This window comes from Novosphingobium humi (assembly GCF_028607105.1).
GTDB classification, from domain to species: domain Bacteria; phylum Pseudomonadota; class Alphaproteobacteria; order Sphingomonadales; family Sphingomonadaceae; genus Novosphingobium; species Novosphingobium humi.
This window is the reverse complement of the sequence record NZ_CP117418.1, coordinates 849171-873618: the sequence shown is the minus strand read 5'-3', so window position 1 is coordinate 873618 and position 24448 is coordinate 849171. Positions and strand designations below refer to the sequence as shown.

Annotated in this window: 23 protein-coding genes; 15 read left to right on the top strand and 8 right to left on the bottom strand. The window is 62.8% G+C overall.

From position 1 onward, the window contains the following. Positions 1-13: 13 nt before the first annotated feature. The 4 genes from PQ457_RS19815 (at position 14) to PQ457_RS19800 (ending at position 4581) form a co-directional block, all read left to right on the top strand. Complete coding sequence (locus PQ457_RS19815) at positions 14-925, top strand: ketopantoate reductase family protein (protein WP_273619528.1); 912 nt, start codon at positions 14-16, stop codon at positions 923-925. Further along, positions 925-2628 (top strand): thiamine pyrophosphate-requiring protein, encoded by a 1704-nt coding sequence (locus PQ457_RS19810; RefSeq protein ID WP_273619527.1) that lies wholly within the window; start codon positions 925-927, stop codon positions 2626-2628. The genes PQ457_RS19815 and PQ457_RS19810 overlap by 1 nt, the downstream gene beginning before the upstream one ends. After that, positions 2628-3953: an MFS transporter gene (locus tag PQ457_RS19805; protein ID WP_273619526.1), complete on the top strand. Its 1326-nt coding sequence runs from the start codon at positions 2628-2630 to the stop codon at positions 3951-3953. The genes PQ457_RS19810 and PQ457_RS19805 overlap by 1 nt, the downstream gene beginning before the upstream one ends. 151 nt (positions 3954-4104) lie before the next feature. Beyond that, on the top strand, positions 4105-4581 hold the full coding sequence (locus PQ457_RS19800; RefSeq protein ID WP_273619525.1) for a MarR family winged helix-turn-helix transcriptional regulator: 477 nt from the start codon (positions 4105-4107) through the stop codon (positions 4579-4581). A gap of 35 nt (positions 4582-4616) precedes the next feature. On the opposite strand, the gene PQ457_RS19795 is transcribed toward PQ457_RS19800, so the two are convergent. Both PQ457_RS19795 and PQ457_RS19790 read right to left on the bottom strand, forming a co-directional pair. Next, positions 4617-5117, bottom strand: a complete 501-nt coding sequence (locus tag PQ457_RS19795; RefSeq protein ID WP_273619524.1) for an aromatic-ring-hydroxylating dioxygenase subunit beta — start codon at positions 5115-5117, stop codon at positions 4617-4619. After that, positions 5114-6451, bottom strand: a complete 1338-nt coding sequence (locus PQ457_RS19790; RefSeq protein ID WP_273619523.1) for an aromatic ring-hydroxylating oxygenase subunit alpha — start codon at positions 6449-6451, stop codon at positions 5114-5116. Before PQ457_RS19790 ends, PQ457_RS19795 begins: the two co-directional genes overlap by 4 nt. 165 nt (positions 6452-6616) lie before the next feature. On the opposite strand from PQ457_RS19790, the gene PQ457_RS19785 reads away from it, so the two are divergent. The 5 genes from PQ457_RS19785 (at position 6617) to PQ457_RS19765 (ending at position 13683) form a co-directional block, all read left to right on the top strand. Continuing rightward, positions 6617-7495 (top strand): LysR family transcriptional regulator, encoded by an 879-nt coding sequence (locus PQ457_RS19785; protein WP_420540996.1) that lies wholly within the window; start codon positions 6617-6619, stop codon positions 7493-7495. Between the two features lie 146 nt (positions 7496-7641). Then, positions 7642-8856, top strand: a complete 1215-nt coding sequence (locus PQ457_RS19780) for an MFS transporter (protein ID WP_273619521.1) — start codon at positions 7642-7644, stop codon at positions 8854-8856. A 62-nt stretch (positions 8857-8918) separates the two neighbouring features. Beyond that, a complete protein-coding gene (locus PQ457_RS19775; RefSeq protein ID WP_273619520.1) occupies positions 8919-9929 on the top strand; it encodes a carbon-nitrogen hydrolase family protein in 1011 nt (336 codons plus the stop codon). A gap of 328 nt (positions 9930-10257) precedes the next feature. Then, positions 10258-11112 carry an AraC-like ligand-binding domain-containing protein gene (locus PQ457_RS19770; RefSeq protein WP_420540995.1) on the top strand — a complete coding sequence of 285 codons (855 nt, stop codon included), beginning with the start codon at positions 10258-10260 and terminating at the stop codon, positions 11110-11112. 126 nt (positions 11113-11238) lie between these two features. After that, entirely contained in the window at positions 11239-13683 is a 2445-nt protein-coding gene (locus tag PQ457_RS19765) for a TonB-dependent receptor (protein WP_273619518.1), read from the top strand. 230 nt (positions 13684-13913) lie between these two features. Here PQ457_RS19765 and PQ457_RS19760 read toward each other — a convergent pair whose 3' ends face one another. Genes PQ457_RS19760 through PQ457_RS19735 form a run of 6 tightly spaced genes read right to left on the bottom strand, consistent with a single transcriptional unit; the run spans position 13914 to position 19284 of the window. Continuing rightward, on the bottom strand, positions 13914-14288 hold the full coding sequence (locus PQ457_RS19760; protein ID WP_273619517.1) for a Rieske (2Fe-2S) protein: 375 nt from the start codon (positions 14286-14288) through the stop codon (positions 13914-13916). Beyond that, positions 14281-15129 (bottom strand): dioxygenase family protein, encoded by an 849-nt coding sequence (locus PQ457_RS19755; RefSeq protein ID WP_273619516.1) that lies wholly within the window; start codon positions 15127-15129, stop codon positions 14281-14283. Before PQ457_RS19755 ends, PQ457_RS19760 begins: the two co-directional genes overlap by 8 nt. Next, the gene (locus PQ457_RS19750; protein WP_273619515.1) at positions 15126-16205 is read right to left on the bottom strand and encodes a maleylacetate reductase; all 1080 of its coding nucleotides are present in this window, start codon (positions 16203-16205) and stop codon (positions 15126-15128) included. The genes PQ457_RS19755 and PQ457_RS19750 overlap by 4 nt, the downstream gene beginning before the upstream one ends. A 7-nt stretch (positions 16206-16212) precedes the next feature. After that, positions 16213-17703, bottom strand: coding sequence for an aldehyde dehydrogenase family protein (locus PQ457_RS19745; RefSeq protein WP_273619514.1), 1491 nt, complete (start codon positions 17701-17703; stop codon positions 16213-16215). 2 nt (positions 17704-17705) lie between these two features. After that, entirely contained in the window at positions 17706-18734 is a 1029-nt protein-coding gene (locus PQ457_RS19740; RefSeq protein ID WP_273619513.1) for a hydroxyquinol 1,2-dioxygenase, read from the bottom strand. Positions 18735-18774: 40 nt separating this feature from the next. Continuing rightward, on the bottom strand, positions 18775-19284 hold the full coding sequence (locus PQ457_RS19735; protein ID WP_273619512.1) for a cupin domain-containing protein: 510 nt from the start codon (positions 19282-19284) through the stop codon (positions 18775-18777). Positions 19285-19581: 297 nt separating this feature from the next. On the opposite strand from PQ457_RS19735, the gene PQ457_RS19730 reads away from it, so the two are divergent. From PQ457_RS19730 to PQ457_RS19705, 6 genes are read left to right on the top strand one after another with little or no spacing between them, the layout of a single operon-like run. After that, a complete protein-coding gene (locus PQ457_RS19730) occupies positions 19582-20694 on the top strand; it encodes an FAD-dependent oxidoreductase (RefSeq protein ID WP_273619511.1) in 1113 nt (370 codons plus the stop codon). 41 nt (positions 20695-20735) lie between these two features. Next, on the top strand, positions 20736-21896 hold the full coding sequence (locus tag PQ457_RS19725; RefSeq protein WP_273619510.1) for an alpha/beta hydrolase family protein: 1161 nt from the start codon (positions 20736-20738) through the stop codon (positions 21894-21896). Then, complete coding sequence (locus PQ457_RS19720) at positions 21893-22198, top strand: hypothetical protein (RefSeq protein ID WP_273619509.1); 306 nt, start codon at positions 21893-21895, stop codon at positions 22196-22198. The genes PQ457_RS19725 and PQ457_RS19720 overlap by 4 nt, the downstream gene beginning before the upstream one ends. Then, entirely contained in the window at positions 22191-23018 is an 828-nt protein-coding gene (locus PQ457_RS19715; RefSeq protein WP_273619508.1) for a DODA-type extradiol aromatic ring-opening family dioxygenase, read from the top strand. The genes PQ457_RS19720 and PQ457_RS19715 overlap by 8 nt, the downstream gene beginning before the upstream one ends. Next, the gene (locus PQ457_RS19710) at positions 23015-23776 is read left to right on the top strand and encodes an alpha/beta fold hydrolase (protein WP_273619507.1); all 762 of its coding nucleotides are present in this window, start codon (positions 23015-23017) and stop codon (positions 23774-23776) included. Before PQ457_RS19715 ends, PQ457_RS19710 begins: the two co-directional genes overlap by 4 nt. Next, entirely contained in the window at positions 23776-24435 is a 660-nt protein-coding gene (locus PQ457_RS19705) for an arylsulfatase (protein WP_273619506.1), read from the top strand. Before PQ457_RS19710 ends, PQ457_RS19705 begins: the two co-directional genes overlap by 1 nt. Positions 24436-24448 lie beyond the last annotated feature (13 nt).

Here is a 24448-nt window from a genome sequence, read left to right as displayed (position 1 = left end):
GAGAGGAATGTCTATGAAAGTCGTGGTTGTGGGGGCAGGGGCGATGGGCACCCTGTTTGGGGGGCGCCTGGCACGTACCGGGCATCAGGTGGTGTTTGTGGACACAGACCCGGCCCGCGTTGCCACCATAGCCGCGGACGGAGTCTGGGAAAATGACACCCCGGCGCGTTGTGAGGCAGCCATGCCGGGCGTGGTGGAGGGAGAGGCGGACCTGCTGATCCTCTTTACCAAGTCGCAATATACCGCTGCCGCCATGGCGCAGAATGCGGGCGCGCTGCGCCCCGACGGCATGGTGCTGACGCTGCAAAACGGCCTTGGCAACGATGTGGCGATTGCCGATGTGGTCGGGGCCGATCGCGTGCTGGTGGGCATCACCAATTGGCCCGCCGATCTGCTGGGCCATGGCCGCATCCATGTTGCAGGCCACGGCACGGTCAAGTTCTGGAGCCTGACGGGCGAGGATCGACCCGTCATTCACCAGGTTGCCGCCGCTCTGGCCGAGGCTGACCTTGGCGCGACGGCGGAACCTTCGGTCAAGGCCGCAATCTGGGAAAAAGTGATCTTCAACGCCGCGCTCAACGGCATCTGCGCCCTCACGCGGATGACGGTGGGCCAGGTCGGCGACTTCCCCCCCGCTCGCGATCTGGCATCGCAGGTGGTGGAGGAAGGGATTGCCATCGCAAAGGCCAACGATGTGGCGGTCGATGACGAAAGGGTGCGCCAATCGGTTGCCTTTGCCATGGCCAATCACCGCGCCCACAAACCGTCCATGCTTCAGGATGTGGAAGCCGGGCGTCTTACCGAAGTCGACGCCATTCAGGGCGGCTTGTTGGCCACAGCCCATCGCCATAGCGTGCCTGCACCCGCGCTTTCAAATTGCACCGCGCTGCTGCGCAGTCTCGACCAAAATGTCAGGAGTTCGTGATGTACACTACTGCCACTGCCTTTCTCGAAGCCCTTGTCGAGCAAGGCATCACGCACGCCTTCGTCAATTTGGGCAGCGACCACCCCGGACTTGTCGAGGCGATTGCTGAAGCGCGTGCCAACGGGCGCACGGTGCCCACCATCGTCACCTGCCCCAACGAGATGGTTGCCTTGACCATTGCTCATGGCCACACCCAGATCAGCGGCAAGCCGCAGGCGGTGATCATTCACGTCGAATGCGGCACGCAGGCCTTGGCAGGGGCGGTGCATAATGCGGCGAAGGCGCGCATCCCGGTCCTGATTTTCGCGGGTTCCTCGCCCTTCACTCAGGAGGGTGAGATGTTGGGCAGCCGCAACGAGTTCATCCAGTGGATTCAGGATGTGCACGACCAGCGCGGGCTGGTGCGCGGCTATATGCGCTATGACAACGAGATTCGCACCGGCGCCAACGTCAAGCAACTGGTTCACCGCGCGATGCAGTTCGCCAAGTCGGACCCCAAGGGGCCGGTCTATCTGATGGCCCCGCGCGAAGTGCTGGAGGCGCCATGCGAGCCGGTGAATATCGACATGGAGCGTTGGCAGCCGGTGACGCCGCCCGCATTGGGCGCGCAGGACGCTCGCTTTCTGGCCGAAAGATTGGCAAAAGCGAAGCGCCCGTTGATCGTTACCTCCTATCTCGGGCGCAATCCGGCGGCGGTGGACGCCTTGGTAGCGCTTTGCGCACAAGTCGGTGCCGGCGTTGTGGAATCGGTGCCCAGCTACGTCAACCTGCCGCATGACAGCCCGTTCTACCTTGGCAATTACTGGAACAATCCGGAGCAAAATCCCGACCTTGCCGCCGCTGATCTGGTGCTGGTGGTGGACAGCGACGTGCCATGGATCCCGATCAAGAATACGCCGTCCGACACGGCCGAAATCTATCACATCGACATCGACCCCCTGAAGGAGCAGATGCCGCTGTGGTATATCGAGCCGCATCGCAGCTATCGCGCTGATGCCGCACAAGCCTTGCAGGTGATTGGCGAGGCGGTGGCGGCGCTGGCTTGCGATGCCGATGCGCTGGCGGAAAAAACCGCGCATTACACCGCGCGCAGCGCTGCACGCCGGGCGCAGGTGGCGGCTTTGGAAACGCCGGATGGCGGGCTGACCACCGCCCGTTTGATGGCGGCTCTGCGCGACCAATTCGATGAACAGACCATCGTGATGAACGAGGGTATCACCAATTATCAGCCGGTGTTCGACCATCTGGCGCCCACCCGTGCGGGCAGCATGTTTGCCAGCGGCGGCGGATCGCTGGGCTGGAACGGCGGCGCGGCGATTGGTGCGAAGCTGGCCAACCCGGATGCCACGGTGGTCGCCGTGTCGGGCGATGGCTGCTATATGTTCACTGTGCCTTCGAGTGTTCACTGGATTGCGCGCCGTTACGAAACGCCCTTTTTGCAAGTCGTGTTGAACAACGACGGTTGGAACGCGCCGCGCCATTCGGCCCTTGCCGTTCATCCCGATGGCCATGCCAGCAAGGCCAATGATCTCGACCTCAGCTTTACCCCCGCGCCTGATTATGGTGCGATTGCCGCGGCCTCTGGCGGCGCGGCCAGCTTTGTGGTCGACCGCGACAGCGACCTTGCCGCCGTGCTGGGCGAAGCCTTTGCCGTGTTGAAGAACGAGCGCCGCACCGTGGTGGTCGAGGCAAGGCTGGGCTGATGGCGTTGGGAGAGGCGCCTTCGACTGTTGCCGGGCTCATCGACGAGCGGCGCTGGGGCTGGCGGCAAAAGCTGCTGCTGGCGCTGGTGTCGCTGGCGATCCTGCTGGACGGATTTGACAACCAGGCGCTTGGCTTTGCATTGCCCGGCCTGATGAAGGACTGGGGGCTGCCCAAGGCGGCGCTGGGGGCCGCGCTGGCCGCCGCCCAGTTTGGCATGCTGATCGGCGCGGTCAGCGGCGGCGTTGTGGGGGACCGGTTCGGGCGCAAATCCGCCCTTGTGGCCAGCACGATCCTGTTTGGCGCGGGCACCTTGCTGATCGGCTTTGTTCACACGCCGCTGGAACTGGCGGGCTTGCGGTTTGCGGCGGGCCTTGGGCTGGGCGCCGCTTTTCCCAATGTCGCGGCGCTGGCCGCAGAGTTCACGCCTGCGCGCTATCGCAGCCTCGCGGTCATCCTGTCGATCGTTTGCGTGCCGTTGGGGGGCGTGGTTGGTGGTATGGCGGCCTCGGCCATCTTGCCGGTGATGGGGTGGCAGGCGTTGTTTGTGCTGGCGGGCGCCTGCACGCTGGGACTGGCGCTGCTTCTGGCGGTGGTTTTGCCGGAATCGGTGACCTTTCTGATCTCGCGCGGCGCCAGTGCGACACGCGTCGCACGAAGCCTGCGCTGCATGGGTTTGGGTGATACCGATCTGCCTGAACTGAACTCGCCGCGGCAGCATGAGCCCTCCACGCCGCTGTCCGCCATCTGGGCCCCGGCGTGGCGGGCAGACAGCCTGCTGCTGTGGACGGCGTTTTTCTTTTCCCTGGTGTCGGTCTACGCCGCGTTCAACTGGCTTCCCACCCTGCTGGTCGAAAGCGGTTTGAGTGTGGCTGAGGCGGCTCAAGGACTGGCGGCTTTCAACATGGGCGGTGTTGTCACGGCCCTGTTGGGTGGCGCCTTGATGGCGCGCTTCGGCTCGCGCCGGGTGATGTGTGCAATGGCGCTGGTGGCCGTCGGTGCGGCAGCGGCGCTGGCGTTTCTGGTCAATGCGAACCTGCCTTTGGCGGTTACCTTTACGCTGATTGCGATTGAGGGGGGTTGCGTCAACGGGGCGCAAACCAGCCTGTATGCGCTGGCTTCAAACATCTATCCGGCGGCCATCCGCGCACGTGGCGTGGGGCTGGCCACCGGCATTGGTCGGCTTGGCGCGATCTCCAGCGCCTTGCTCGGAGCGATGGTAATCGGTGCACTGGGGCTGGCCGGTTTTCATGGGGCGATCGCCGGCGTGATGGTGGTGGTGCTGGCGGCTGTTGGCCTGATCGCGCGCCATGCGTCACCGCGTTGATGGAGCAGTGGTTTCGGCAAGCTTGACTTTGGCGTGTCAGCCGTGCGACCGATCCGGTCATTCTTGCCGGATATGGGACCGTTGATGCCTTGCCTTAAACGCTATGACGCTGATTTTGTCTCGGTCGTGTCCGTCGTGCCGGGCGTGATCCATGGCCGGTAACAGGCGGCGCGGCGCGGCGGTCGTGCAAACCGACGACAGGCAATGGACGCGCGGGTTGGACAATGTCATCGCCTATCATCTGCGCCGGGCGCAGGAGGCTTCCTTTGGCGCCTATTCCCGTAGCGTGGGTGAGGTTCATATTTGGCCGGGCTGGTATGCCCTGCTGCGGATCATCCATGATAATCCCGGCATCAATCAGACCGAGTTGAGCGCGGCCAGCGGGCGCGACAAGTCGACCTTGACCGCGTCCTTGCGCGAACTTGGCAAGGCCGGGCTGGTCGAACGCGAGCGCGATGAGGTCGACCGCCGCAATTTCCGCCTGAAACTGAGTGCGGGCGGAGAAGCGCAGCTGGCCGAACTGGAAATCAAGGCGGCAGCGCACAATGCGAGAATTGATGAAATTGTGGGGGCGGAAAACAGAGAAACGTTTTTGGCGATTCTAAAAGAGCTGTCCGCAAATCTATAGGCGACAAGGGTAAACTGTGGATTCGCAAAGAAACACTAGATAGAATAGATGTCCGATGAGGTGGCGATCACGTCGTTTAATAGGATGATCTTCTTCTTTGCGATACGAATGACCCCTGCCTCAATGACCAGTCGGTGCTCGTAGCGGCCAAAGACATAATCGGTACGGTTCATCCGCGTATCATGACGATGACACACGAAACCGGAACAGACATCCGCCATGGCCTCATCCCCGTGGGTGATGCGGACATTGCTGATCTGGTGTAAAACCCGGGCGGGTGGAGATGATGCGGTGGAATGGCCCGAGGTCAGGCGCATCACGCGATCTTCCAGATTTCGCCTGCCTTTGTAATATATGAGCGACAGCTCGCGGTCCGGGTCTTGCGTGGTGGATATTTCGTCACGCCAGGCCGGCATCCAGAATTCGGCATCCAGCGTATAGAGTTCGACCCATGCGTCAAACTGCCATGTGTCCAGCAGATGGGCCTCGTGGTAGAGCAATTCCTGCGCTTCCTCGCGCGTGATCTTTGCCGTCATGCCTCCAACTCCTTCGCCATCCGGTTGGCCCAAGCACGGTAGTAGCTGTGGTAAAGCGTTTCATCGCAAAGCTGCGGGTTGGCCAGCACGCTTTGTTCGGGTTGCAGGCTGATCAGGTCACCAAAACGATTGCCTCCCGCAACGCTGGCCGTCATGCCCCTTGCATAGCCCTGCAGCCATCGGGATGGACCTCCACCATGACCCATCTGGCAATTTTCATAGGAGATGGTGTCATCCGGCGTGGCCATGCCGGTCGGGTTGAAAAAGTCTTCATATTGCTTGATGCGCTGACGCCGTGCTGCGGCACTCTCGCCCTTGGGGGCAAGGCACCATGTTCTTATTTCGGTCACGTTCGCGGCCAGAGGGCGGATGATCCGCAATTGGCTCGATGCGTTTTCGGCGATTTGCATATTGGGGAAAATGGTGAGGTTGCGCATGTTGAACATCCAGTCACGCTTGGCCTCGCCATGGCGCTGGGCCAGGGATCCGGCCCTGTCGAACAGCGGCGAGGCGGGCGTCACCCCGAAGATCCCCCAGTTCAAGGCGTGCCCGTTGGCAAAGCTGAAACTGCCGCCGCCGATGCCGGTGGCATCGTCCTTCCAGTAATCACTGTTTTCCCAAACCGAGGCGACCACATCTTGGCTGAAGGCTTGTTGGCGCCGTTCAAGCACGCGTATGTAAGACGGGTGGGTGGAGGTGAAGTGGTAGGCATCCGAGCAGTTTTCCAACTGCATCTTCCAGTTGGCCGCGAAAGTGAAAGTGACCTGGCCGGGCACCAATTCCAGCCCGTCTTCGCTTTGATCGGCCACAAGGTCCAGCAATTTGGCGGCCTCACCCAGATGCTCAGCCAACGGGGGGACATCAGCGCTCAGGCTGCCAAACAGAAATCCGCGGTAATCGGCAAAGCCGGGCAAGCGCGCCAGGCCATGATCGTCCTGATCAAATGCGGCGGAGTAGCAGCCCGCGTGCTTGCTTTTGATGGCTTTGTTCCGGCCGGAACTGTCAAAGCTCCAGCTGTGATAGGGGCAAACATGCAGCGGCGCGTTCCCCTGGCGAAGCTGGGCAAGCCGCGCGCCCTTGTGCGGGCAGGCGTTGATGAAAGCGCCGAGCTCTCCTTGCCCATTGCGCTGAACCATCACCGCAAAGCGACCGATCTGTGTGGTGAAATAGTCGTGCGGTTTCTCGGCCTGTGAGGATAGGCCCAGAAAGACCCAGCCGCCTTCGAAAATGGCCCTGATTTCGGCGTCGAAGACGGCCTGATCCGTGAAGATGGCAGAGTTTACGCGAAACACGCCTTCGGCAGGGCGGTCGTCGATATAGTCAGTGATGGCCACGGTTCTCTCCCGAAGCGCGTGGCTTCCCGCCAGAACGGGTGCCACAAGCAATTTGTGTGGCCACTGAATGACACATCACGATATTCGCGCAATTGCATATTCGGGTAAAAGGCATACGCTGATAACATGACTTTCTCCGAACGCGAATTGCAGTGTTTTATCGCCGTGGCCATCACCGGCAGCCTTGGCCGTGCGGCCGCGCAAGTCCATCTGGCGCAGCCCTCGCTCAGCCGCCTTGTGCAAAGGATGGAAACGCAATTGGGCCAGCCTCTGTTCGACCGCACCACGAGGGGCATGGTGTTGACCGAAGTCGGGCAGGTGCTGTTTCGTCACGCACGGCATCTTTTGGCCGATATGGATACGCTGCGCGATGAACTGTCCGCTTTCAGAGGTTTGCGCCGCGGTGTTGTGAGAGTGGGGGCGGTGGCGGCTGTCATGCGCGGGCTGGTGGTGAACGCGGCTGCCCGGATGCTGGAGCACAGCCCGGCCGTCCGGATTGACGCGCGAGAAGATGTCAACAGCGTCTTGCTGCAAGCTTTGGATCAGCGCGAGATCGATCTTGTGGTGACCGCCGGGGAGATCAGCGACGAGGCGTTCCACTGCATCGGCTGCTGCGAATACAGCGACAGTTTCGCGGTCTTTTGCGCCTATGATCACCCCATCGCATCCAAACCGGCGCTGGAAGAGATTTTTGCCCGGCAATGGGTGATGCCCGGTTCTGCCTTCAGCCCGCGTGTCCGGTTTGAGGCCCTTGCTCGCAGCCTGGGGCATAAGGTCTGCGTCGGCATGGAAACCAACTCGGTCGAGGCGATGGCGACGATGTGTCAGGCAAGTCAATTGCTGAGCTGGCTTCCCGTGCCGCTGATGATGCCTCGGGTTGAGCAAGGTTTGGTAAGGCGGCTGGACGTCCCGGCGCTGGAGTTGAGGCGTCATTTCTGGGTGTATCGCCGCAGCCGCAGCCTGCTGAGTGATGCCGCACGCGAGTTTCTGCGCCATTTGCCCATCCATAGCTGTCCCAGCAATGACGACGTCAACTTGTTCTGATCACTTGGCCACCTGTGATCCTTTGCTGTGCCGCCCAGTGCCAATGATCGTGCCGCTTCAGCCAATCCGGCAGGAGCCTTGCGCCATATCCTCACCCCTTACATTTCCAGTGTGGTGGGACAGCGATGCACAACCCTTTGCCTTCAGTGCGACAGATCGAGCCTGACATTGCTTATGAGGTGAAGGCTGTCGGCCTGCTTGCGTTGGGTTTCGGGCTGGTTGGACTCGACCGCTGGCTGGTGACGCCGCTGGCCCCCCAGATCATGCGGGAGCTCAAGTTCAACTACCAGGATCTGGGCGCGTTGGCGGCGGCGATCGGCCTGTCGTGGGGCGTGTTTGCCATTGTCATGGGGCGTTTGGCTGACCGGATCGGGCGGCGGGTGATTATCATTCCGGCAGTCATCGGCTTTTCGCTGCTGTCGGGCTTGAGCGGGCTGGCGACTGGCTTTACGACGCTTTTCCTGGCCCGTTTGGCAATGGGTGTGGCTGAAGGCGCCTACTGCCCGTCGAGCTATGCCGCCGCGCTTGATGCCTCGCCGCCAAAGCGCAGGGGACTCAATCTGGGGATCATCAGTTCGGCCTTTGCGCTCTTCGGGCTGGCACTGGGGCCGATTATCGCCACCCAATTAGTGCTGATCCTGCCATCGTGGCGGGATGTGTTCCTGCTGGTGGCCGTGCCGGGGCTGATCCTCGCCTTTTTCCTTAGCCGCGTACTGCGCGAAACGCCGGTGGCTGCCCAACACGTCGAGCAGCATGGCCCGAGCGCAGGCTGGCTAGCCGTCCTGCATTACCGGAATATCTGCGTTGTTTTGCCCGTGATCTGCTGCTCGATGAGCGGCGTCTTCGTGCTTGGGGTGATGGCACCGCTGTTTTTGACAGATGTCGTACATCTGCCCACGGCTACGATGGGCATGGTGATGTCGGGGCTTGGGTTTGGTGGTTTTGCAGGTCAGATTGCGGTTGGGGCCGTTTCGGACAGGTTGGGGCGAAAACTGTCGTTGGCGGCGGCATTTGTAACCGGGGCTGCGGCACTTCTGCTTTTGGCCTTCGCCGGTTTTTGCTCGATCGGCTTATTCTTTGCGCTCTTCGTCGCGGCCTTTGCGTGTTGCGGAGCAAATGCCTTGCTGGCCGGCCCCATTCCGGGTGAATCGGTTGCCGCCGACATGGCGTCCAGCGCCATGGGCTTGGCCATTGGGGTGGGCGAGATTTTTGGCGGCGGTATCGCGCCTGCCATCGGCGGCTACATTGCCCAGCACGCAGGCCTTGAGGCCACGCTGGCGGTGGTCGCGGGCGTGCTTCTGATTGGCGCGGTGATGACCGCCCTGCTGACCGAAACGGCACCTCGGTTTCAGCACCGTTGAAAGCCTGGGGGCTCGGCTGAACGTGACCCTGCCGCATACAATCTGTAAAGACGGAGAATGAAATGACATTGTCGAAGCCTTTCAAGGCTGCTGCCGTTCAGGCGGCACCTGAATTCCTCGATCTGGGGGGCACGGTGGACAAGACCATCGCGTTGATCGAGCAAGCTGCGCGTCAGGATGTCAAGCTTCTGGCCTTTCCGGAGGCGTGGGTGCCAGGTTACCCTTTCTGGTCGTGGCTGGGCTCGCAGGCATGGGGAATGCAGTTTATCGGTCGCTATCACGCCAATTCGATCGAGCGCGATGGCCCCGAAATGCAGGCCATCGCGGCCGCCGCCGCGCGGGCGGACATGACGGTGGTGCTGGGCACGAGCGAGCGTGACCATGGCTCGCTCTATTTGGGGCAGACTTTGATCGGGCCTGACGGCGCGATCCTTGCCCATCGCCGCAAATTGCGCCCCACGCATGTCGAACGGTCGGTATTTGGCGAAGGTGATGGCTGCGACCTGAAAGTGCATGCCACCGAGCTTGGCAGGTTGGGCGCCCTGTGCTGTTGGGAGCATTTGCAGCCCTTGGTCAAATACGCCATGTTTGCCCAGCACGAACAAATCCACGTTGCCGCCTGGCCGGCCTTTTCGCTCTATGAAGGCAAGGCCTATGCGTTGGGTGCCGAACTCAACACCGCTGTGACGCAGGTCTATGCTGCAGAGGGCCAATGTTTCGTTATTGCTGCAACAACTCTGGTCACACCGCATATTCAGGCCATGCTGTGCGATGGGCCTGACAAGGTCGATCTGTTGCCGCTTGGTGGCGGATGCTCAATGATTTTTGGTCCTGATGGGGCGCCGCTGGCGGACCGCCTTGCCCCCACAGAGGAGGGGTTGGTCGTTGCCGAAATCGACACATCCATGATCGCCTATGCCAAGGCTGCGGCCGATCCGGTGGGGCATTATTCCCGGCCGGACGTGTTCCAGGTTCTGTTTGATGACAGGCCGCGCAGCCGTTTCACCCGCGCGTCGATTTGTGACAAAGACGATGAAGCGCAAATTGATGCGGGCGACAGCGCCAGCCAGTAAGCGGGTCGCCCATTTTACGCGTTGGCTTGTGAGGCAGGGGTGAAGGTAAAGGTCGTTGCGTAACGGGGGCGGGGCGATCATACTCAATCGATGATGTTTGTATGGCCGCAACCTCGGTGAGCGGAAGGACAGCAGAATGAGGCCATAGGGTGGAGTCCGCCCTTTGCGCCTCTACCATATCGTTTTCAGCTTTTGTGCAATCAAGGCAGGGTGCTCAGGACGGACAAAGGGGGGCGCGATGCATTACACCGAAGAGGGGCGGGTCAACGCCACAAAAGACCATAGGCAATGGCGCGACGCGGTATGCGATGCGTTGATTGATCTCGATATGAATGTTGACTTGGATGCGCCGTTTCAAGGCGAAATGCGGCTGCGCCATCTGCGTGAAACGCTGGTCATGGATGTGCGGGCAACCGCGCATTCCGTGACGCGTGACAGGGCGCGCATTTGTCGATCCACTGATGATTATGTGCTGCTCAGCAGGATCAATTCCGGATCCGCCGTGCTTTGCCAGAACGGGCGTGACGCCATTCTGGAGCAGGGAGATTTTGCCGTCTATGACACGGCAGCCAACTATCACATCGCGCTGCGCCAGCCTTTCGCAATGACGGTGATGCGCATTGAACGCGACCGTTTCTCGCGCCTTGTCGGCAATGTCACGGATCTGACCGCGGTGTCCGTGCGAGGTAACAGCGGAACGGGACGGGTGGCATCTTTGCTGATCGGCGAGGTGTGCAACGAACTGGACGCGATCGGCGATGCCACCAAGCGGCAAATGCAGGATACCATGCTGGGCATGGTGGCGGCCGCGCTTCTGGAAACGCGCGACGGGCCCTCCAGTGGCACCAGCGAACCGCGCTATCTCCTCATTCAGCGGGCCATGCGCCTGGTTGAGGATGAGCTTGGCAATGAGGCGCTCTCGTGCGAATTTGTGGCGCAGCGGCTCGGCATATCGGGGCGCTATCTGCGCAAACTTTTTGCCGATCAGGGCCGACCGCTGTCGGATATTATCTGGGATCGACGCCTGGTTGCGGCCCACAACCAATTGGCCGGACAGCGCTCGGTTCAGCGCAGCATCACCTCGATCGCGTTTGATTGCGGCTTTAAGGATTCGGCGCATTTCAGCCGTGCCTTTCGCGCCCGGTTCGGCATCAGCCCGCGCGATTTGCGCGGCAAACGTTAAGCGGGAGTCTTGACCGCTGGCGGCAAGAAAACGGGCCGCAACAAGCAATCCTGTGCCCATCAGGCATGACACTGTTTGCCCCGGGAGGAGAGGCCGAAACCAAGCCTAACTCTGGGGAGTTACAGTATGAGGAAAAAGTTTATCCTTCTGACCGCAGCCGCGTTTTTGCCGAGCGGGCAGGCATGGGCACAAGAAGCATCGAGCGGGACGGCGCAGCAGTCCGCAGTCGGCGATATTGTGGTAACGGCCCAGCGCCGGTCCGAAAATATCCAGAAAGTGCCGATCGCCATTTCCGCCTTCAGCAACGAAACCATGCGCCAGCGTGGCTTGACCAACGTCGGTCAGATTTCGTCTTTCACGCCCAACGTTGATATCAAGAACACGTCCGGATTTGCCGGTTCCTCGCAGATCCTCGTGGCATCCGTGCGCGGTGTCGGGCAGAACGACTTTGCGTTCAACCTAGAGCCGGGTGTCGGAGTTTACATCGATGGCGTTTACTTCGCGCGGTCGCTGGGCGCGGTGGCCGATCTGCTCGATCTGGAACGTATCGAGGTGCTCAAGGGGCCGCAAGGCACGCTGTTTGGCCGCAATACGATCGGCGGCGCGCTGAACATTGTGACCCGCGATCCTGCCAAGGACTTTCGGTACGCGTTTGAAGTGACTGGAGGCAGCTTCAACCGGACGGACGTGCGTGGATCGGTCGATGTTCCGCTGATCGGCGATCAATTGCTCTCGCAGTTCTCCTTTTCTTACAAACGGCGCGATGGCTATCAGCAGCGCATTGCCTTTCCCGGCGTGATCGGCACCAGCGATCTTGGTCAGTTCCGCACCGCTGGCGCCCCTGGTGGTTTTGAAACCCAAGGCGGCGAAAACGCCATAAATTTGCGCGGCAAGCTGAAGTGGGAGCCCAATTCGCGCTTCAACCTTCTGATCAGCGCGGATTACACCAACGCCGATCAGGCCGCGCGCCCCTCAACCCTGATCAAGACCTTTGCAGGGCCCAATGACGGGACACTGCTGGCTGCCTATAACGGGTGCATCTTTGGCGGTGCTCCAGCCTTCATCTGCAGCAACCGTGGCACAGTCGGCACAAGCTTTTTCGGGGTGAACGCCGACGGCAACCCCAACAACAACCGCCTGCCGATCAGCGATGCCCTGCTGACGGGCAACATCGATACCAGCTATGCCCGTGGCAGCAACTTTGACAAGCTCAAGGCCGGCGGCGTTTCGGCCACGGCCAATCTGACCTTGTCGGAGAACAGTTCGATCAAGTCGATAACGGCCTATCGCGCGCTCCATTCACGCTTTGGCAGCGAGAACGCAGCAGCCCCGATCGTCGTGAACGATGCCTCCTTCAACATGAACCAGACCCAGTTTTCGCAGGAACTGCAGCTTAGCAACAATGCATTCGACAATCGCCTCAAGAGCATTGTTGGCCTGTATTACTTTATGGAAAATGGCGACCTGACGGACAGCCCGGTGTTTGCGGAAGGTCTTGTCCAAGTGTACGGCTACAATCATTTTGCCAACCGTGCCTTTGCCGCCTTTGCGCATGAGCATTTCGATGTCACTGACAAGTTCGGTCTGACGTTTGGCATCCGCTACACGAAGGAAAACAAGGAGTTCGAAGGCTTTCAGAAAGACTTGAATTCGTTCTTCCTGCGTCAGCGCGGGGTGGATCCCAATGTCCTCCCGCTGTCGCCTGCTGCCCTTGCCATCTTGCCGGACCCCAATGATCCGACCCGCGTTTTCCCTGTGGGCAAAAACAAGCTGTCTTTCAGCAATGTGTCGTTCAAGGCCGGCGCGGAGTACAAATTTTCGTCCAACGTGATGACCTATTACTCCTTCTCCCAAGGTTTCAAGTCCGGCGGTTGGACCACGCGCTTGCTCGATGTTATCTCGCCGCCGAACGATATCAGCCAACTCACCTTCCGCCCGGAAACGGCCAATACGCACGAGATCGGTCTGAAATCCACCTTGCTTAACCGCAAGCTGCGCCTGAATTTGGCCGCCTTCAGCACCAATTACGACAACATGCAGGTCACGGTTTACAATGGCCTGTCGCCGGTGTTCAAGAATGGCGGTCAGGCCACTATCCGCGGCTTTGAGGCCGAAGCGCAGGCCAAACTGGGCGAACTCTCGATCAATGGCAGCCTTGGCTATCTGGATGCCTATTATCGCCAACTCAGCCCCGGCGTCACTTTCGCGGCCAGCAATAAGTTGGTGAACACCCCTGAATGGTCGGCAGCGCTGGGCGCATTGTGGCGGCACGGCTTGGCAAACGGCAGCAGTTTCTCGCTCGCAGCCGATTACAGCTACAAGAGCAACGTCCACCCCGATGCAGAAAACTCACGCTATCTTCAGTCCGGCAATGTTGGGATGCTGGATGGCTCGGTTGGCTTTACCAGTAAGGATGACCGCTGGAGCCTGACTTTGGGCGTCCGCAATCTGACCGACAAGCGCTTTGTTGTCGGCGGCTTCGACCAATCTTCACCGGGCAGCGTGGGCTTTGTTTCGGCAACCTACAGCCCCCCGCGCCAGTGGTATCTCACACTGCGCGTGCATGGTTGAGCGCCCGGAACGTCGATGACCACATGCTTAGGTGATCGTCGACCATAGACGGTCAAGGAGAGACCAGTTCCATCCCTGGGCCGGTGCGGCTATGGCCCCACCGGCCTCTTTTAAAGGTAATATGGCGTCGCAATGGCCGCTGCTCGGCCCGCGGAACAGCACATTTGGTACAGACTTTGGTGAGCATTGGGTCTCTTCAGCGGTGCGCCCCACGCGCGGCCCGATGAGTATCAGTCAGCGATCGTCAGCATGCCGTCGTCCGAGACATGGATCGCAATGGCGATGAGCGACCGGCCCTCACAGGCGCCCGAAAAGCAGATGCCGGTATCCGCCCTGAACAGGGCAAAATGCTGCCTGCACAGGATGTCTTCGCCATGCAGGAACTGGTTTGGCGCCTGATTGAGCGGCAGTGAAAAATGCGGGCAGAGATTTAGATAGGCCCGCACCCCGTCCTCCAGCCGGACGACAAACATCGAGAACGTGCTGCGGCCCCGGCCAAAGCGATATTCCTTGGCGCCGCCCGGCGCGATCTCTGTCAGTGCTCCGAGCACCGCTCCGGGCGGCGGTGCGTTGGGGCGGGCGCGCCAGAAGCCCGGATCATCCATCCAGCCCCGCCCATGCATCGGCCAGGGTAAAGGGATACTCGACGGCGAGGCTGCCATCGGCCAGCGCCTGCGGCTGTACGATCAACGAGGATTTCACGCCGAATACCGCATCGCTCTCCAGATAGGGATCCCCGTCGATGAACAGATGGGTGACCAGACGGCGGAATCCGCCAGCGGTAATCATGAAATGGATGTGGGCGGGGCGGTTTGGATGGCGGCCGAGCGCCTTGAGCAGGGCGCCAACCGTGCCGTCGTCGGGGATCGCATAGCTGACCGGCAGGATCGTTTCGAAGGCAAAACTGCCATCTGCCGCAGTCTCGAAGCTCGCCCGCAAATGTCCGACGGGCTGTTCCTGGTCCTGGACATCATACAACCCGTTCGGTGCCGTCTGCCAGACCTCGACGAGCGCACCGGCGATAGGCAGGCCCAAAGCGCTGGAGACCGTCCCGCGCAGGTGCAACGGTGTGCCTTCTTCCGGGCGCTTGAGGATCGAAGCTCCGGCGGCAAGCAAGGGTTGGCGACCGGCATAGAAGGGGCCGAAGACGGTCGACTCGCTCACCCCCTCCCCTCCGGCATGGTTGAGCGCATCGACCAGCATCGAGACGCCGAGCACGTCTGAAAGCAGGATGAATTCCTGTCTTTCGGCAGTGCACATCTGGCCGGTGCGGGTGAGAAACGCGATGGCGGCGTCCCACTCGGTTTCGGTGAGGCGGGTTTCTCGAATGGCATCGTGTAGGTGACGCAGCCCGATGGTGAGTATCTCTCGCAAGCGGGCGTTGGGTGCCTCGGCCATCCGGTCGATTGTTGCCTCGGTAATGGCCGCGAAGTCGGGCTTGGTCATGCTGTCTCGCTTTCGTTCGCGACCGGCGGATCGCCCGCCCAGGCTCGGGCGATCAGGTCGCGGATGGCCGCGCGCTCCAGCGGGCGTGGGTTCCAATAGGCGTTCTCCAGCGCCTGTTCGGTGGCCGTTTCGATGCCCGGTTCAGGCATGCCGAGGTCGCGCAACGAGCGCGGCGCGCCGACCTGTCTGGCCAGACGGTGAAGCGCGCCCGCCGGATCCTGATCGCCAAGCGCGGTTCGCAGCATTGCCATCGCCTCTGGAATCGCGGGCGCGTTGTAGGCGAGCACATGAGGCAGCACGATGGAGTGGGTTTCGGCATGAGGCAGGTCAAAACTGCCGCCCAGCGTGTGGCACAGCTTGTGGTGCAGCGCCATGCCGACCGAGCCCAGCACCATGCCGCAAAGCCACGCGCCATAAAGAGCCTCGGTGCGTGCCGCCACGTCGCCACCGTTCGCGACGATGCGCGGGAGTGCCGCCGCCAGCGCGCGGATGCCTTCCTGCGCCACCAACTGCATCACCGGGTTGGTATCACGGGCATAGAGCCCCTCTACCGCATGGGCGATGGCGTTGATACCGCTGGTGCCCGAAATGCCCGGCGGCAGGCCCAGCGTGAGGTTCACGTCATACACCACCGCATGCGGCAGGATCTCGGGCGCCCGCCGGGTGGTCTTGCGGCCCGCTGTGGTTTCGCCCAGGATCGGAGTCATTTCCGATCCGGCATAGGTGGTGGGCACAGCAATATGGCGGACCCCGCCGCGCACAGCCAGCGCCTTGCCCAGCCCGATGGTGGAGCCGCCGCCGAAAGCGACCACCCCGTCTGCCCCCGATGCCATCAATGCCTCATGGGCCCTTGCCGTGACCTCGACCGGGGTGTGCATCGTCGCGCCCTCGAATGCGCCGACGATCGTGTCGCCCAGAGACGAGGTCGCCGCCCGCGCCTGTTCCGCCTGTCGCGAGGTCGAAAGCAGGAGGGCGCGGCGAACGCCCTGCTGTTCCAGTACCGCAGGCAGCGATGCCACGGTGCCGGTTCCGAACGTGACCTGCGTCGGCAGGCCTTGATAGGTGAAGTGCCGCATGTCCGGTTCAGCGCCTGTAGAAGGTCGGGATCTGGGCGTCGACATTGACCCAGACCGACTTGGCCACCGTATATTCGCGCATCGCCTCAAAGCCCATCTCGCGGCCATAGCCGGAACGCCCCACGCCGCCGAAGGGCGAGCCGGGATGGACCCGCTTGTAGCTGTTGATCCACACCATGCCGGCGTGCAACTGTTTGGCGAAGCGGTGGGCGCGGGTGATGTCCTGCGTCCACAGCCCCGCGCCCAGACCATATTCGGTGCCGTTGGCGATCGCCAGCGCCTCCTCATCGGTACGGAAGGTGAGCACGGTGACGAAGGGGCCGAACACTTCCTCCTGCGCCACCCGGTGATCGGGCTGGGCGCGGACGATGGTCGGCTCGATAAAGCAGCCTGCCGCCAGAGCCGGGTCCGTGGGTGCGCGGCCCCCGGTCAGCACATCGCCGCCTTGTTCGCGCGCCACTTCGACAAAAGACAGCACCCTCTCTTGATGCAGCCGCGAGGTGAGCGGGCCCATCTCGGTCTGCGGGTCGAGCGGATCACCCAGCCGGATGGAGCGGGCGAGCGCGACGAATTTTTCGAGGAACGCATCGGCAATGCTCTCGTGCAGGATCAGCCGCGATCCGGCGATGCAGGCCTGCCCCTGATTGTGGAAGATCGCGAAGGCCGACCCACCTACCGCCGCGGGCAAATTGGCGTCGGCGAAGACGATGTTGGGGCCCTTTCCGCCCAGTTCCAGCTGCACCTTCTTGAGGTTGGTCGCCGAGGCCTCGACAATCCGCCGCCCGGTGGCGGTCGAGCCGGTGAAGGCGACTTTGCCGATGCCGGGATGCTCGGCAATGCGCTGACCGGCGTCATGACCATAGCCTGTGACAATGTTGATCACACCGTCCGGAAAACCGACCTGCTGCATCAGTTCGCCGATACGCAACGTCGAGAGCGGAGTGATCTCGGACGGCTTGATCACCACGGTATTGCCCGCCGCCAGCGCGGGGCCGAGCTTCCAGCTGGTGAACATCAGCGGGAAATTCCACGGCACGATGGCGCCGACCACACCGATCGGCTCGCGCTCGACATAGTTGAGGAAGCCCGCATCGACGGGCACGACCGAGCCCTCCAGCTTGTCGGCCATGCCGCCGAAATAGCGGAAGCACAGCACCGTGCGCGGCACGTCGAGCGCCATGCAGTCGCGGATCGGATGGCCGGTATCAAGCGCCTCCAGCCGGGCGAGGTTGGCCGTATCCGCCTCGATCGCGTCGGCCAGTTTGAGCAGCAGGCGGCCTCGGTCATGTGCGGCCTGCGCCCGCCATGCGGGGAAGGCGCGCTCGGCGGCCTCCACCGCGCGGTCGACATCGGCGGCGCTGGCGATGGCGACCTCCGCCAGCGTTTCGCCGTCAAAGGGATTGGTGACGGCGATGGTGCCCCCTTCGGCACCGTCGCACCATTTTCCGTCGATCAGCAGCTTGGTCGGGAAGGCGGGCAGGGGATCGTGGTGTGCCATGATCAGAACTGCACCGGGGTGACGGGGGCGGTGCCCTCGGCGATCATCTGCGGGATCTTGGACGAGCCGTTCTCCCAGACGAGCAGCATCGAACGCTTGGTCGAATAGCCCTGATGGCGGATATCGGCGGGCATGCAGCAGATGTCGCCCGCGCGGGCGAGCACGCGCGCGCGCGGCTTACCGGTTTCCTTGTCCTTCACATCCCAGGTGATCTCGTCGGAGAGCTGAAGGAACCATTCGCAGCGATCGTTGCCATGCTCGACCGGCAGGATGAATTCCTCGGATGTCGGGCAGAACAGGCTGTCGCCCACCACCGAACATACGCTGGGGTTCCATGTCACATCTGAGCGCGAAAGATAGCCGAACAGATTATAGGCGCTTACCTCATGCTCGAAGCCGGGCTCGGCCTCGACCAGCGGCTGGTCCTGGGGCACGTCGGCGAACTGGCGGTTGACCGGAAAGCCCGCAGCATCCGTGCGCAAAGGCGTGTCGCCCGGCAGGCCGACCATACGGTGCGCGGTTACGCGCTGGCGGGTGATCGCGGCATCATTGGCGCCGTTCTTCACGCCCCATGGCACGCCGGTCTCCATCGGCGCGGCAAAGGGATCGTAGCCTTCCACCGTCCAGTCCGAGAGCAGTTCCTTGAACGTCGCCATCAGCGCGGCGGACTGGAAGCGCTCCGAGTAGTCGCGGCCTGCGCTGCGATAGGCATCGTTGAAACGGCCGGCGAACATGGTGACTTCGCCGTAATGGTTGATCGTGCCGAACACGGCGTCAAAGTTCACCACGCCGTAGAAAAACCCCCATGCGACATCGCGCATCATGGCGCGCAAAAACACGTCGATCGGAATAATATGGGTGCCGCCGGGCCAAGAGAGATGCGCGAAATATTCGTCGCGCTGGAAGTGGAAACCACCGGCGCGAAAGGCGCGGAAGCCGGTCTGGTTGCTGATCTCCAGCGTCTCGGTGTCGGTGCTGGCGGTACTGGTGACGGACGCGGATTCTGCGTCGAGCGATTGCGACATGGCCATGGAAATTCTCCTGAAAGGGTGCGGGGAGGCAGGGGCAGCGTCAGGCCGCAGTCTGGCAAATCGCCGCCCATTTCTGGACGGTTACGTCGCCAAGGATCGTCTGAACCAGGATGACGGTGGGCTTCTCGGCTTGGAAGCGATAGGCGGCACCCACCGGCAGCAGCCCCTGATGGCCGCGGCCGAGCACGAGGCGCCCCATCTTGCGGCCGTCGGGCATGGCATCGGGCAGGGCCACCGCGCCCTCATGTTCGGGGTCCACATATTTGTCGGGTTGAGCCAGTTTGATGAGGTGCACCTCGACTTCACCGTCCATGCACAGGACGAACTCGTCGTGCGCGCAAGTGAACCAGGGCGAAGTACCCTCTGCCCGCGCGGCTTCGATCACATATTCGAAGTTGACGCCAACCGCGACGCGTTCATAGGGCGCGCTTGTTTTCGCAACCTCGAAGACATTCGAGAACACATAGTTACGCGGATCGTCGTTGATGATCTCCACGCCGCCTTTTGCAAAATCATCCAAAGAACCGAAGCGTGTGATGACGTCTACCATTGCCAATCTCCTGTGCCGGCCATGTCGCATGCTGAAGCTTCGCTGCGCGAAAACGGAACGCGTGCGCTGACTTGGCCCAATAACTGTAGGGGCCGAAAGGCTCGTCTATCCTGCACAATATCAGCGTGCTTCGGCACGGCTTGCACGGATTTGGCCTAAAGCGCAGCGGCCTCCGTTTGAGGGCTGTACGATCGTACGGTTTCGCGCTAATCGAGGATGCGAAATCACCCCGAAGGCGGAGGAAACAATGAGTGGCAGGAGGCGCGATACCATGCGCGGTTGCGTATCGTGGGCGGCATGACCGCAGTCCGTTCGGCGCTGATCGTGGGCGGCGGAATCGGTGGCATGGCGTCCGCGCTGGTGCTGCGGGGTTTGGGCGTGGCCGTCGATCTTATCGACCTTGATCCGGCGTGGCGCGTTTATGGTGCGGGCATTACCATCACCAGCCCGACGATGCGTGCTTTTGCGCAACTGGGCATTCTGGACGAAGTTCTGCGCGACGGTTTTTCAGGGAGCGGCATCAAGGTCTGCACGGTCGAGGGCGAACAGATCGGCGAAGTGCCCGATCCCGCAGGCATGCCCGGCAGCGGCGGAATCATGCGGCCGACGCTGCACCGCATCCTTTCTGAAAGGACCCGCGCATCGGGCGCTCATGTGCGGCTTGGGCTGACCATTGATGCGCTGCATCAGCGCGATGATGGCGTCGATGTCGTGTTCAGCGATGGAGGCACCGGACGCTATGACCTGGTTCTGGGCGCCGACGGCGTGTTCTCCCGCACCCGCGGCCTGATCCTGCCGGATGCGCCCAGGCCTGAATATACCGGGCAGACGATCTGGCGCCTGTTCGCCGATCGCCCGCCCGAGATCGACCGCCGCCACTTCTTTCTGGGCGGCCCGGTCAAAGTGGGGATCTCGCCCGTATCGCGTGACAGCCTGTACATGTTCCTGCTTGAGACGTGCCCGCGCCGTCGGGCGGTTCCCGACGAGGAACTGTATCTTGGCCTGCGCGACCTGCTGGACGGCTATGGCGGGCCGCTGCGTACTCTGCGCGAGGGCCTCTCGCCGCAGTCCCCGATCGTGATGCGCCCCTTGGAGGCGTTTCTGCTGCCCTCGCCCTGGCATGTCGGCCGTGTTCTGTTGATCGGCGATGCCGCACACCCGACCACTCCGCACCTGGCTTCGGGCGCGGGCATGGCGGTGGAGGATGCGGTGGTGCTGGGTGAGGAACTGGCGCGCGGCGGAAGCGTCGCCGAAGTGCTCGCCCGCTTTGCCGAGCGGCGCACGGCGCGCTGCCAGTTGGTCGTCCGCAATTCGATGGAGATCGGCCGACTCGAGCGCGCTGGCGCGCCGCCCGCCGAGCAGACACGCTTGGTCAGCGAGGCGCTCGCCGTGCTCGCCCAACCCGTTTGAAACCTTTGAACAAGCTGCCGAAACTGCAGCAGGAGAGAGCGATGTTCGACAAGGAACCCCAATTGCCGCCCGCCACCCCGGACACGGGTCGGCCACGCACTCTGGACGAGGCCAAGGCGTGGATGCTCGATCGGACGGGCAAGGCGATCCACCCGATGAACAATCTGGACGCCGACGATACCGCCGCCGTGCTGGCGACGCTGCAGGGCCTCGATCCCGTCAATTGGGCGGCGGCGTGGCGGGCCGCTGGCGAGGAGGCGTGGCTGCGTGCCGAGACGGAAACCGATCCGGCGCGGCGGCGCAAGGAATATCTGCGTGCGCACGGGTTCTTTTTCCTCGGGCGCTTCCCATGCCCCAACCATCCCGACAAGCTCGCCTGCGCCGAGCGTGAGCGGGACGCTTATCTGGCCGCAGGCGCGCTGATGTCGCCGCCCATCCATCGCGTGGCGGTGCCCTTTGCCGGTCACGCGGACGAGGGCGACCAAGTCGTCTTCTACTATCGCCGCCCGGAAGGCGTCGCGCGGCCCCGTGTCGTGGTGATGTGGGGCGGGGTGGATGCGTGGAAGGAGCAGATGACTGCGGCATGCGACCTGCTGCTTGCCCGCGGCATCGCCACCATCGCGATGGATGGCCCCGGCACCGGCGAGTCGCCGGTCAAGGGCACGGCGGATGCCGAACGCCAGTTCTTGCCTGTGTTTGACTGGGCGGCGGCGCAGCCGGATCTGGACGGCGCTAAGGTCGGTCTGCTCGGCCGTTCTTTCGGGGGCTATTGGGCGACCAAGCTTGCCCATGTCGTGCCTGACCGCGTTGCCGGTGCGGTGAACTGGGGCGGAGGCGTGCATTTCATGTTCCAGCGCGAATGGATCGAGCGCTCGCGCCACCCTGACAGCTATCTGATGGAGTTGGTCGAGACGCGGATGCGGATGCTCGGCGTCGACAGTTGGGAGGGCTATGTTCAGGGTTTCGCCCGGCTCTCGCTGCTCGATCAGGGGCTGCTGGATCGCCCCTCGGCGCCGCTGCTGCTGGTCAACGGGCGGGGCGACAGCCAGTGCCCGGTGGCCGACATTGATCTTCTCGTCGGCCATGGCATACCCAAGGCGGTGCGCATGTTCCCCGGCGGCCACATGGGGATCACGCCGCAGACGCTGCCGACGATTGTCGACTGGCTTGCAGGCGCCGTGGGCGAAGGCGCACCGGCATGAGCGCGCGCAACTGGGTGCAGGACATGCCCACCGAAGAGGCCTATGCGATTAACCGCATCCTCTACCGCGTCCAGCATGATCGCGCGGAGGAGGCGCGCTTCTTCGAGAGTCCTTCGCGCTATATCGCGGAAGAACCGCTGTCGGAGGCGGCCCGGGCCGCTCTCGACACCACGGATATCGGCCAGCTCTATCTGCTGGGGGCCAATCCCTATCTGCTGCGCGCCTATTGCCTGCAGTTGCGGATTCCCGAGGCCGACTATCTGGCCGCCTTGCGCGCCGCAGGAGATGCGAGTCATGGCTGATATTACCGGCGTCTATGCCGTGAGCCACACCCCCGTCATGACCAACATGCCCGATGCGCCCGCATCCGAGCGGCGCGACGCGGCATTTGCGCAATTCACGCGGGTTGGCAAGGAGATCGCGGCGACGCAGCCCGACGCGCTGGTCCTGATTTCCGACGATCACCTCCATAATTTCTTCCTCAATAACCTGCCGTCTTTCTGCATTGGCCTCGCGCGATCCTATCCCAGCCCGGTGGAGGGCTGGTTGAAGATCCCGAAGCAGGATCTGCCGGGGGATGCCGGGCTCGCGGCGCATCTGCTCCAGTCGGTGATGCGCGCGGGTTTCGATCCGGCGCTGTCGATGGAACTGACGCTCGACCATGGCATGATAACGCCGCTTGATCTGGCGGGCATTGCGGGCGCCATTCCGGTGGTGCCGATCCTGGTCAACACGGTGCAGCCGCCGATGCCCGCCATGCGGCGCTGCGTTGCGTTCGGGCGGGCGCTGGGGCAGGCGATACGGACATATGCCGGCGCGGCGCGCGTGGCTGTGCTCGCCACCGGCGGGCTGAGCCACGATGTCGGCACGCCGCGCATGGGGCAACTCAACGAGGCATTTGATCGCGGCTTTCTTTATCATCTGGAAGCGGGCGGGCTGGATGCGGCGGCCGACTTTGCCGAAGCGACGGTCAACACGGCGGGCAACGGCGCGGAAGAAGTGCGCAACTGGCTGGTGGCCCAAGGCATTGCCGAAGGCGCGCCGTTCAACACCTATCATTATGACGGCATCACCGACTGGTACACCGGGATCGGTCTGGGCCGCTGGAGCATGACAGCATGACGCTTGCAGTCCATATCGACGGCCCCGCCTCGGCGCCGACGCTTGTCTTTCTTCACGCCATCGCCACTTCGGGCGAGCTTTGGCGCCCCCAGGTCGAGCCGCTGGCACAGCGTTTCCGCGTTGTGCGGGTCGATCTGCCGGGCCACGGTGCCAGCGCGCCGCTGCCGGATGGCGCGACGTTTGCCGATTATGCCGATGCGGTCGCGGACACGCTGTCAGCGCATGGGGTTGAGCGGTTCAGCCTGATCGGCATGTCCTTTGGCGCGATGGTGGCGATGCAGGTGGCGCTGCGCCATGCGGCGAGGGTCGAGCGATTGGTACTGGCCTGCTGCGCCGCGCGCACGCCCCCGCCCGTTGCCGCAATGTGGCATGAGCGGATGGCCGCCGTGACGCAGGACGGGATCGAAACCCAAATCGAGACCAGCCTTGATCGCTGGTTCACCCCGGCATTCGCCGCCGCTTCACCGCAGACGCTCGACTGGGTACGCGCCATGATAAGGGGGACGCCCGAGGAAGGGTTTGTTGCGGCGGCCTGGATCATCGCGACGCTGGACCACAGCGCGCTGCTGCCGACGCTGACGATGCCGTGTCTAGTGCTGGCCGGGGCAGCAGATAAGGCCGCGCCGGAGGAGATGATGCGGGACTTTGCGGCCAGCATTCCCGCCGCGACCTTCGTCGCGCTACCGGCGGCGCATCTGGCCAATGTGGAGGCGCCCCAAGCCTTCACCGACGCCATTGAACGTTTCGTGGACGAGTGATGACCAGAATCGCCCTGATCCATGCGCTGCACGCCTCAATCGAGCCGATCAATGCCGCGTTTGCCGCCCTTTGGCCCGAGGCGCGGTTGACCAACCTGCTCGACGACAGCCTCTCGCGCGACCTTGCCGAGGCGGGCGCGCTGACCGGGGAAATCGTCGCGCGGTTTCACACTCTGAGCCGCTATGCCGCAGAGGCCGGGGCCGAGGGAATCCTGTTCACCTGCTCCGCCTTTGGCTCCGCCATCGATGCGGTCGCCCTCGATCTGGCGCCAATGCCGGTGCACAAGCCGAATACGGCGATGATCAACCGCGCCGTTGCGGCCGCAGGCGAGGGGCGAATAGCGCTGCTGGCGAGTTTCGCGCCCACCCTGCCATCCATGCTGCCGGAATTTCCCGAGCCTGATCGGGTGCTGCCGGTCTTTTGTGAGGGTGCTCTGGAGGCGCTGCAGCGGGGCGATGCTGATCGTCATGATGGGATTGTGGCCGAGGCGGCGGCGAGGCTGCCCGAGGATTGTACCGTCGTTGCTCTGGCGCAATTCAGCCTCGCCCGTGCCGCCGCTGCTGTCGCTCCTCTTGCGGGCCGATCGGTGCTGACCACGCCTGCTTGCGCGGTCGAGGGCATGCGGGCTGCACTTTTCGGCCAAGGAGAACGTCGATAATCACGGCGCGATG

What these genes read in the sequence shown, in the direction of transcription:
- PQ457_RS19815 (WP_273619528.1), top strand. Translation starts at nt 14, where the DNA reads ATGAAAGTCGTGGTTGTGGGGGCAGGGGCGATGGGCACCCTGTTTGGG.
- PQ457_RS19810 (WP_273619527.1), top strand. Translation starts at nt 925, where the DNA reads ATGTACACTACTGCCACTGCCTTTCTCGAAGCCCTTGTCGAGCAAGGC.
- PQ457_RS19805 (WP_273619526.1), top strand. Translation starts at nt 2,628, where the DNA reads ATGGCGTTGGGAGAGGCGCCTTCGACTGTTGCCGGGCTCATCGACGAG.
- PQ457_RS19800 (WP_273619525.1), top strand. Translation starts at nt 4,105, where the DNA reads ATGGCCGGTAACAGGCGGCGCGGCGCGGCGGTCGTGCAAACCGACGAC.
- PQ457_RS19795 (WP_273619524.1), bottom strand. Translation starts at nt 5,117, where the DNA reads ATGACGGCAAAGATCACGCGCGAGGAAGCGCAGGAATTGCTCTACCAC.
- PQ457_RS19775 (WP_273619520.1), top strand. Translation starts at nt 8,919, where the DNA reads ATGACATTGTCGAAGCCTTTCAAGGCTGCTGCCGTTCAGGCGGCACCT.
- PQ457_RS19770 (WP_420540995.1), top strand. Translation starts at nt 10,258, where the DNA reads ATGAATGTTGACTTGGATGCGCCGTTTCAAGGCGAAATGCGGCTGCGC.
- PQ457_RS19765 (WP_273619518.1), top strand. Translation starts at nt 11,239, where the DNA reads ATGAGGAAAAAGTTTATCCTTCTGACCGCAGCCGCGTTTTTGCCGAGC.
- PQ457_RS19760 (WP_273619517.1), bottom strand. Translation starts at nt 14,288, where the DNA reads ATGGATGATCCGGGCTTCTGGCGCGCCCGCCCCAACGCACCGCCGCCC.
- PQ457_RS19755 (WP_273619516.1), bottom strand. Translation starts at nt 15,129, where the DNA reads ATGACCAAGCCCGACTTCGCGGCCATTACCGAGGCAACAATCGACCGG.
- PQ457_RS19750 (WP_273619515.1), bottom strand. Translation starts at nt 16,205, where the DNA reads ATGCGGCACTTCACCTATCAAGGCCTGCCGACGCAGGTCACGTTCGGA.
- PQ457_RS19745 (WP_273619514.1), bottom strand. Translation starts at nt 17,703, where the DNA reads ATGGCACACCACGATCCCCTGCCCGCCTTCCCGACCAAGCTGCTGATC.
- PQ457_RS19740 (WP_273619513.1), bottom strand. Translation starts at nt 18,734, where the DNA reads ATGGCCATGTCGCAATCGCTCGACGCAGAATCCGCGTCCGTCACCAGT.
- PQ457_RS19735 (WP_273619512.1), bottom strand. Translation starts at nt 19,284, where the DNA reads ATGGTAGACGTCATCACACGCTTCGGTTCTTTGGATGATTTTGCAAAA.
- PQ457_RS19730 (WP_273619511.1), top strand. Translation starts at nt 19,582, where the DNA reads ATGACCGCAGTCCGTTCGGCGCTGATCGTGGGCGGCGGAATCGGTGGC.
- PQ457_RS19725 (WP_273619510.1), top strand. Translation starts at nt 20,736, where the DNA reads ATGTTCGACAAGGAACCCCAATTGCCGCCCGCCACCCCGGACACGGGT.
- PQ457_RS19720 (WP_273619509.1), top strand. Translation starts at nt 21,893, where the DNA reads ATGAGCGCGCGCAACTGGGTGCAGGACATGCCCACCGAAGAGGCCTAT.
- PQ457_RS19715 (WP_273619508.1), top strand. Translation starts at nt 22,191, where the DNA reads ATGGCTGATATTACCGGCGTCTATGCCGTGAGCCACACCCCCGTCATG.
- PQ457_RS19710 (WP_273619507.1), top strand. Translation starts at nt 23,015, where the DNA reads ATGACGCTTGCAGTCCATATCGACGGCCCCGCCTCGGCGCCGACGCTT.
- PQ457_RS19705 (WP_273619506.1), top strand. Translation starts at nt 23,776, where the DNA reads ATGACCAGAATCGCCCTGATCCATGCGCTGCACGCCTCAATCGAGCCG.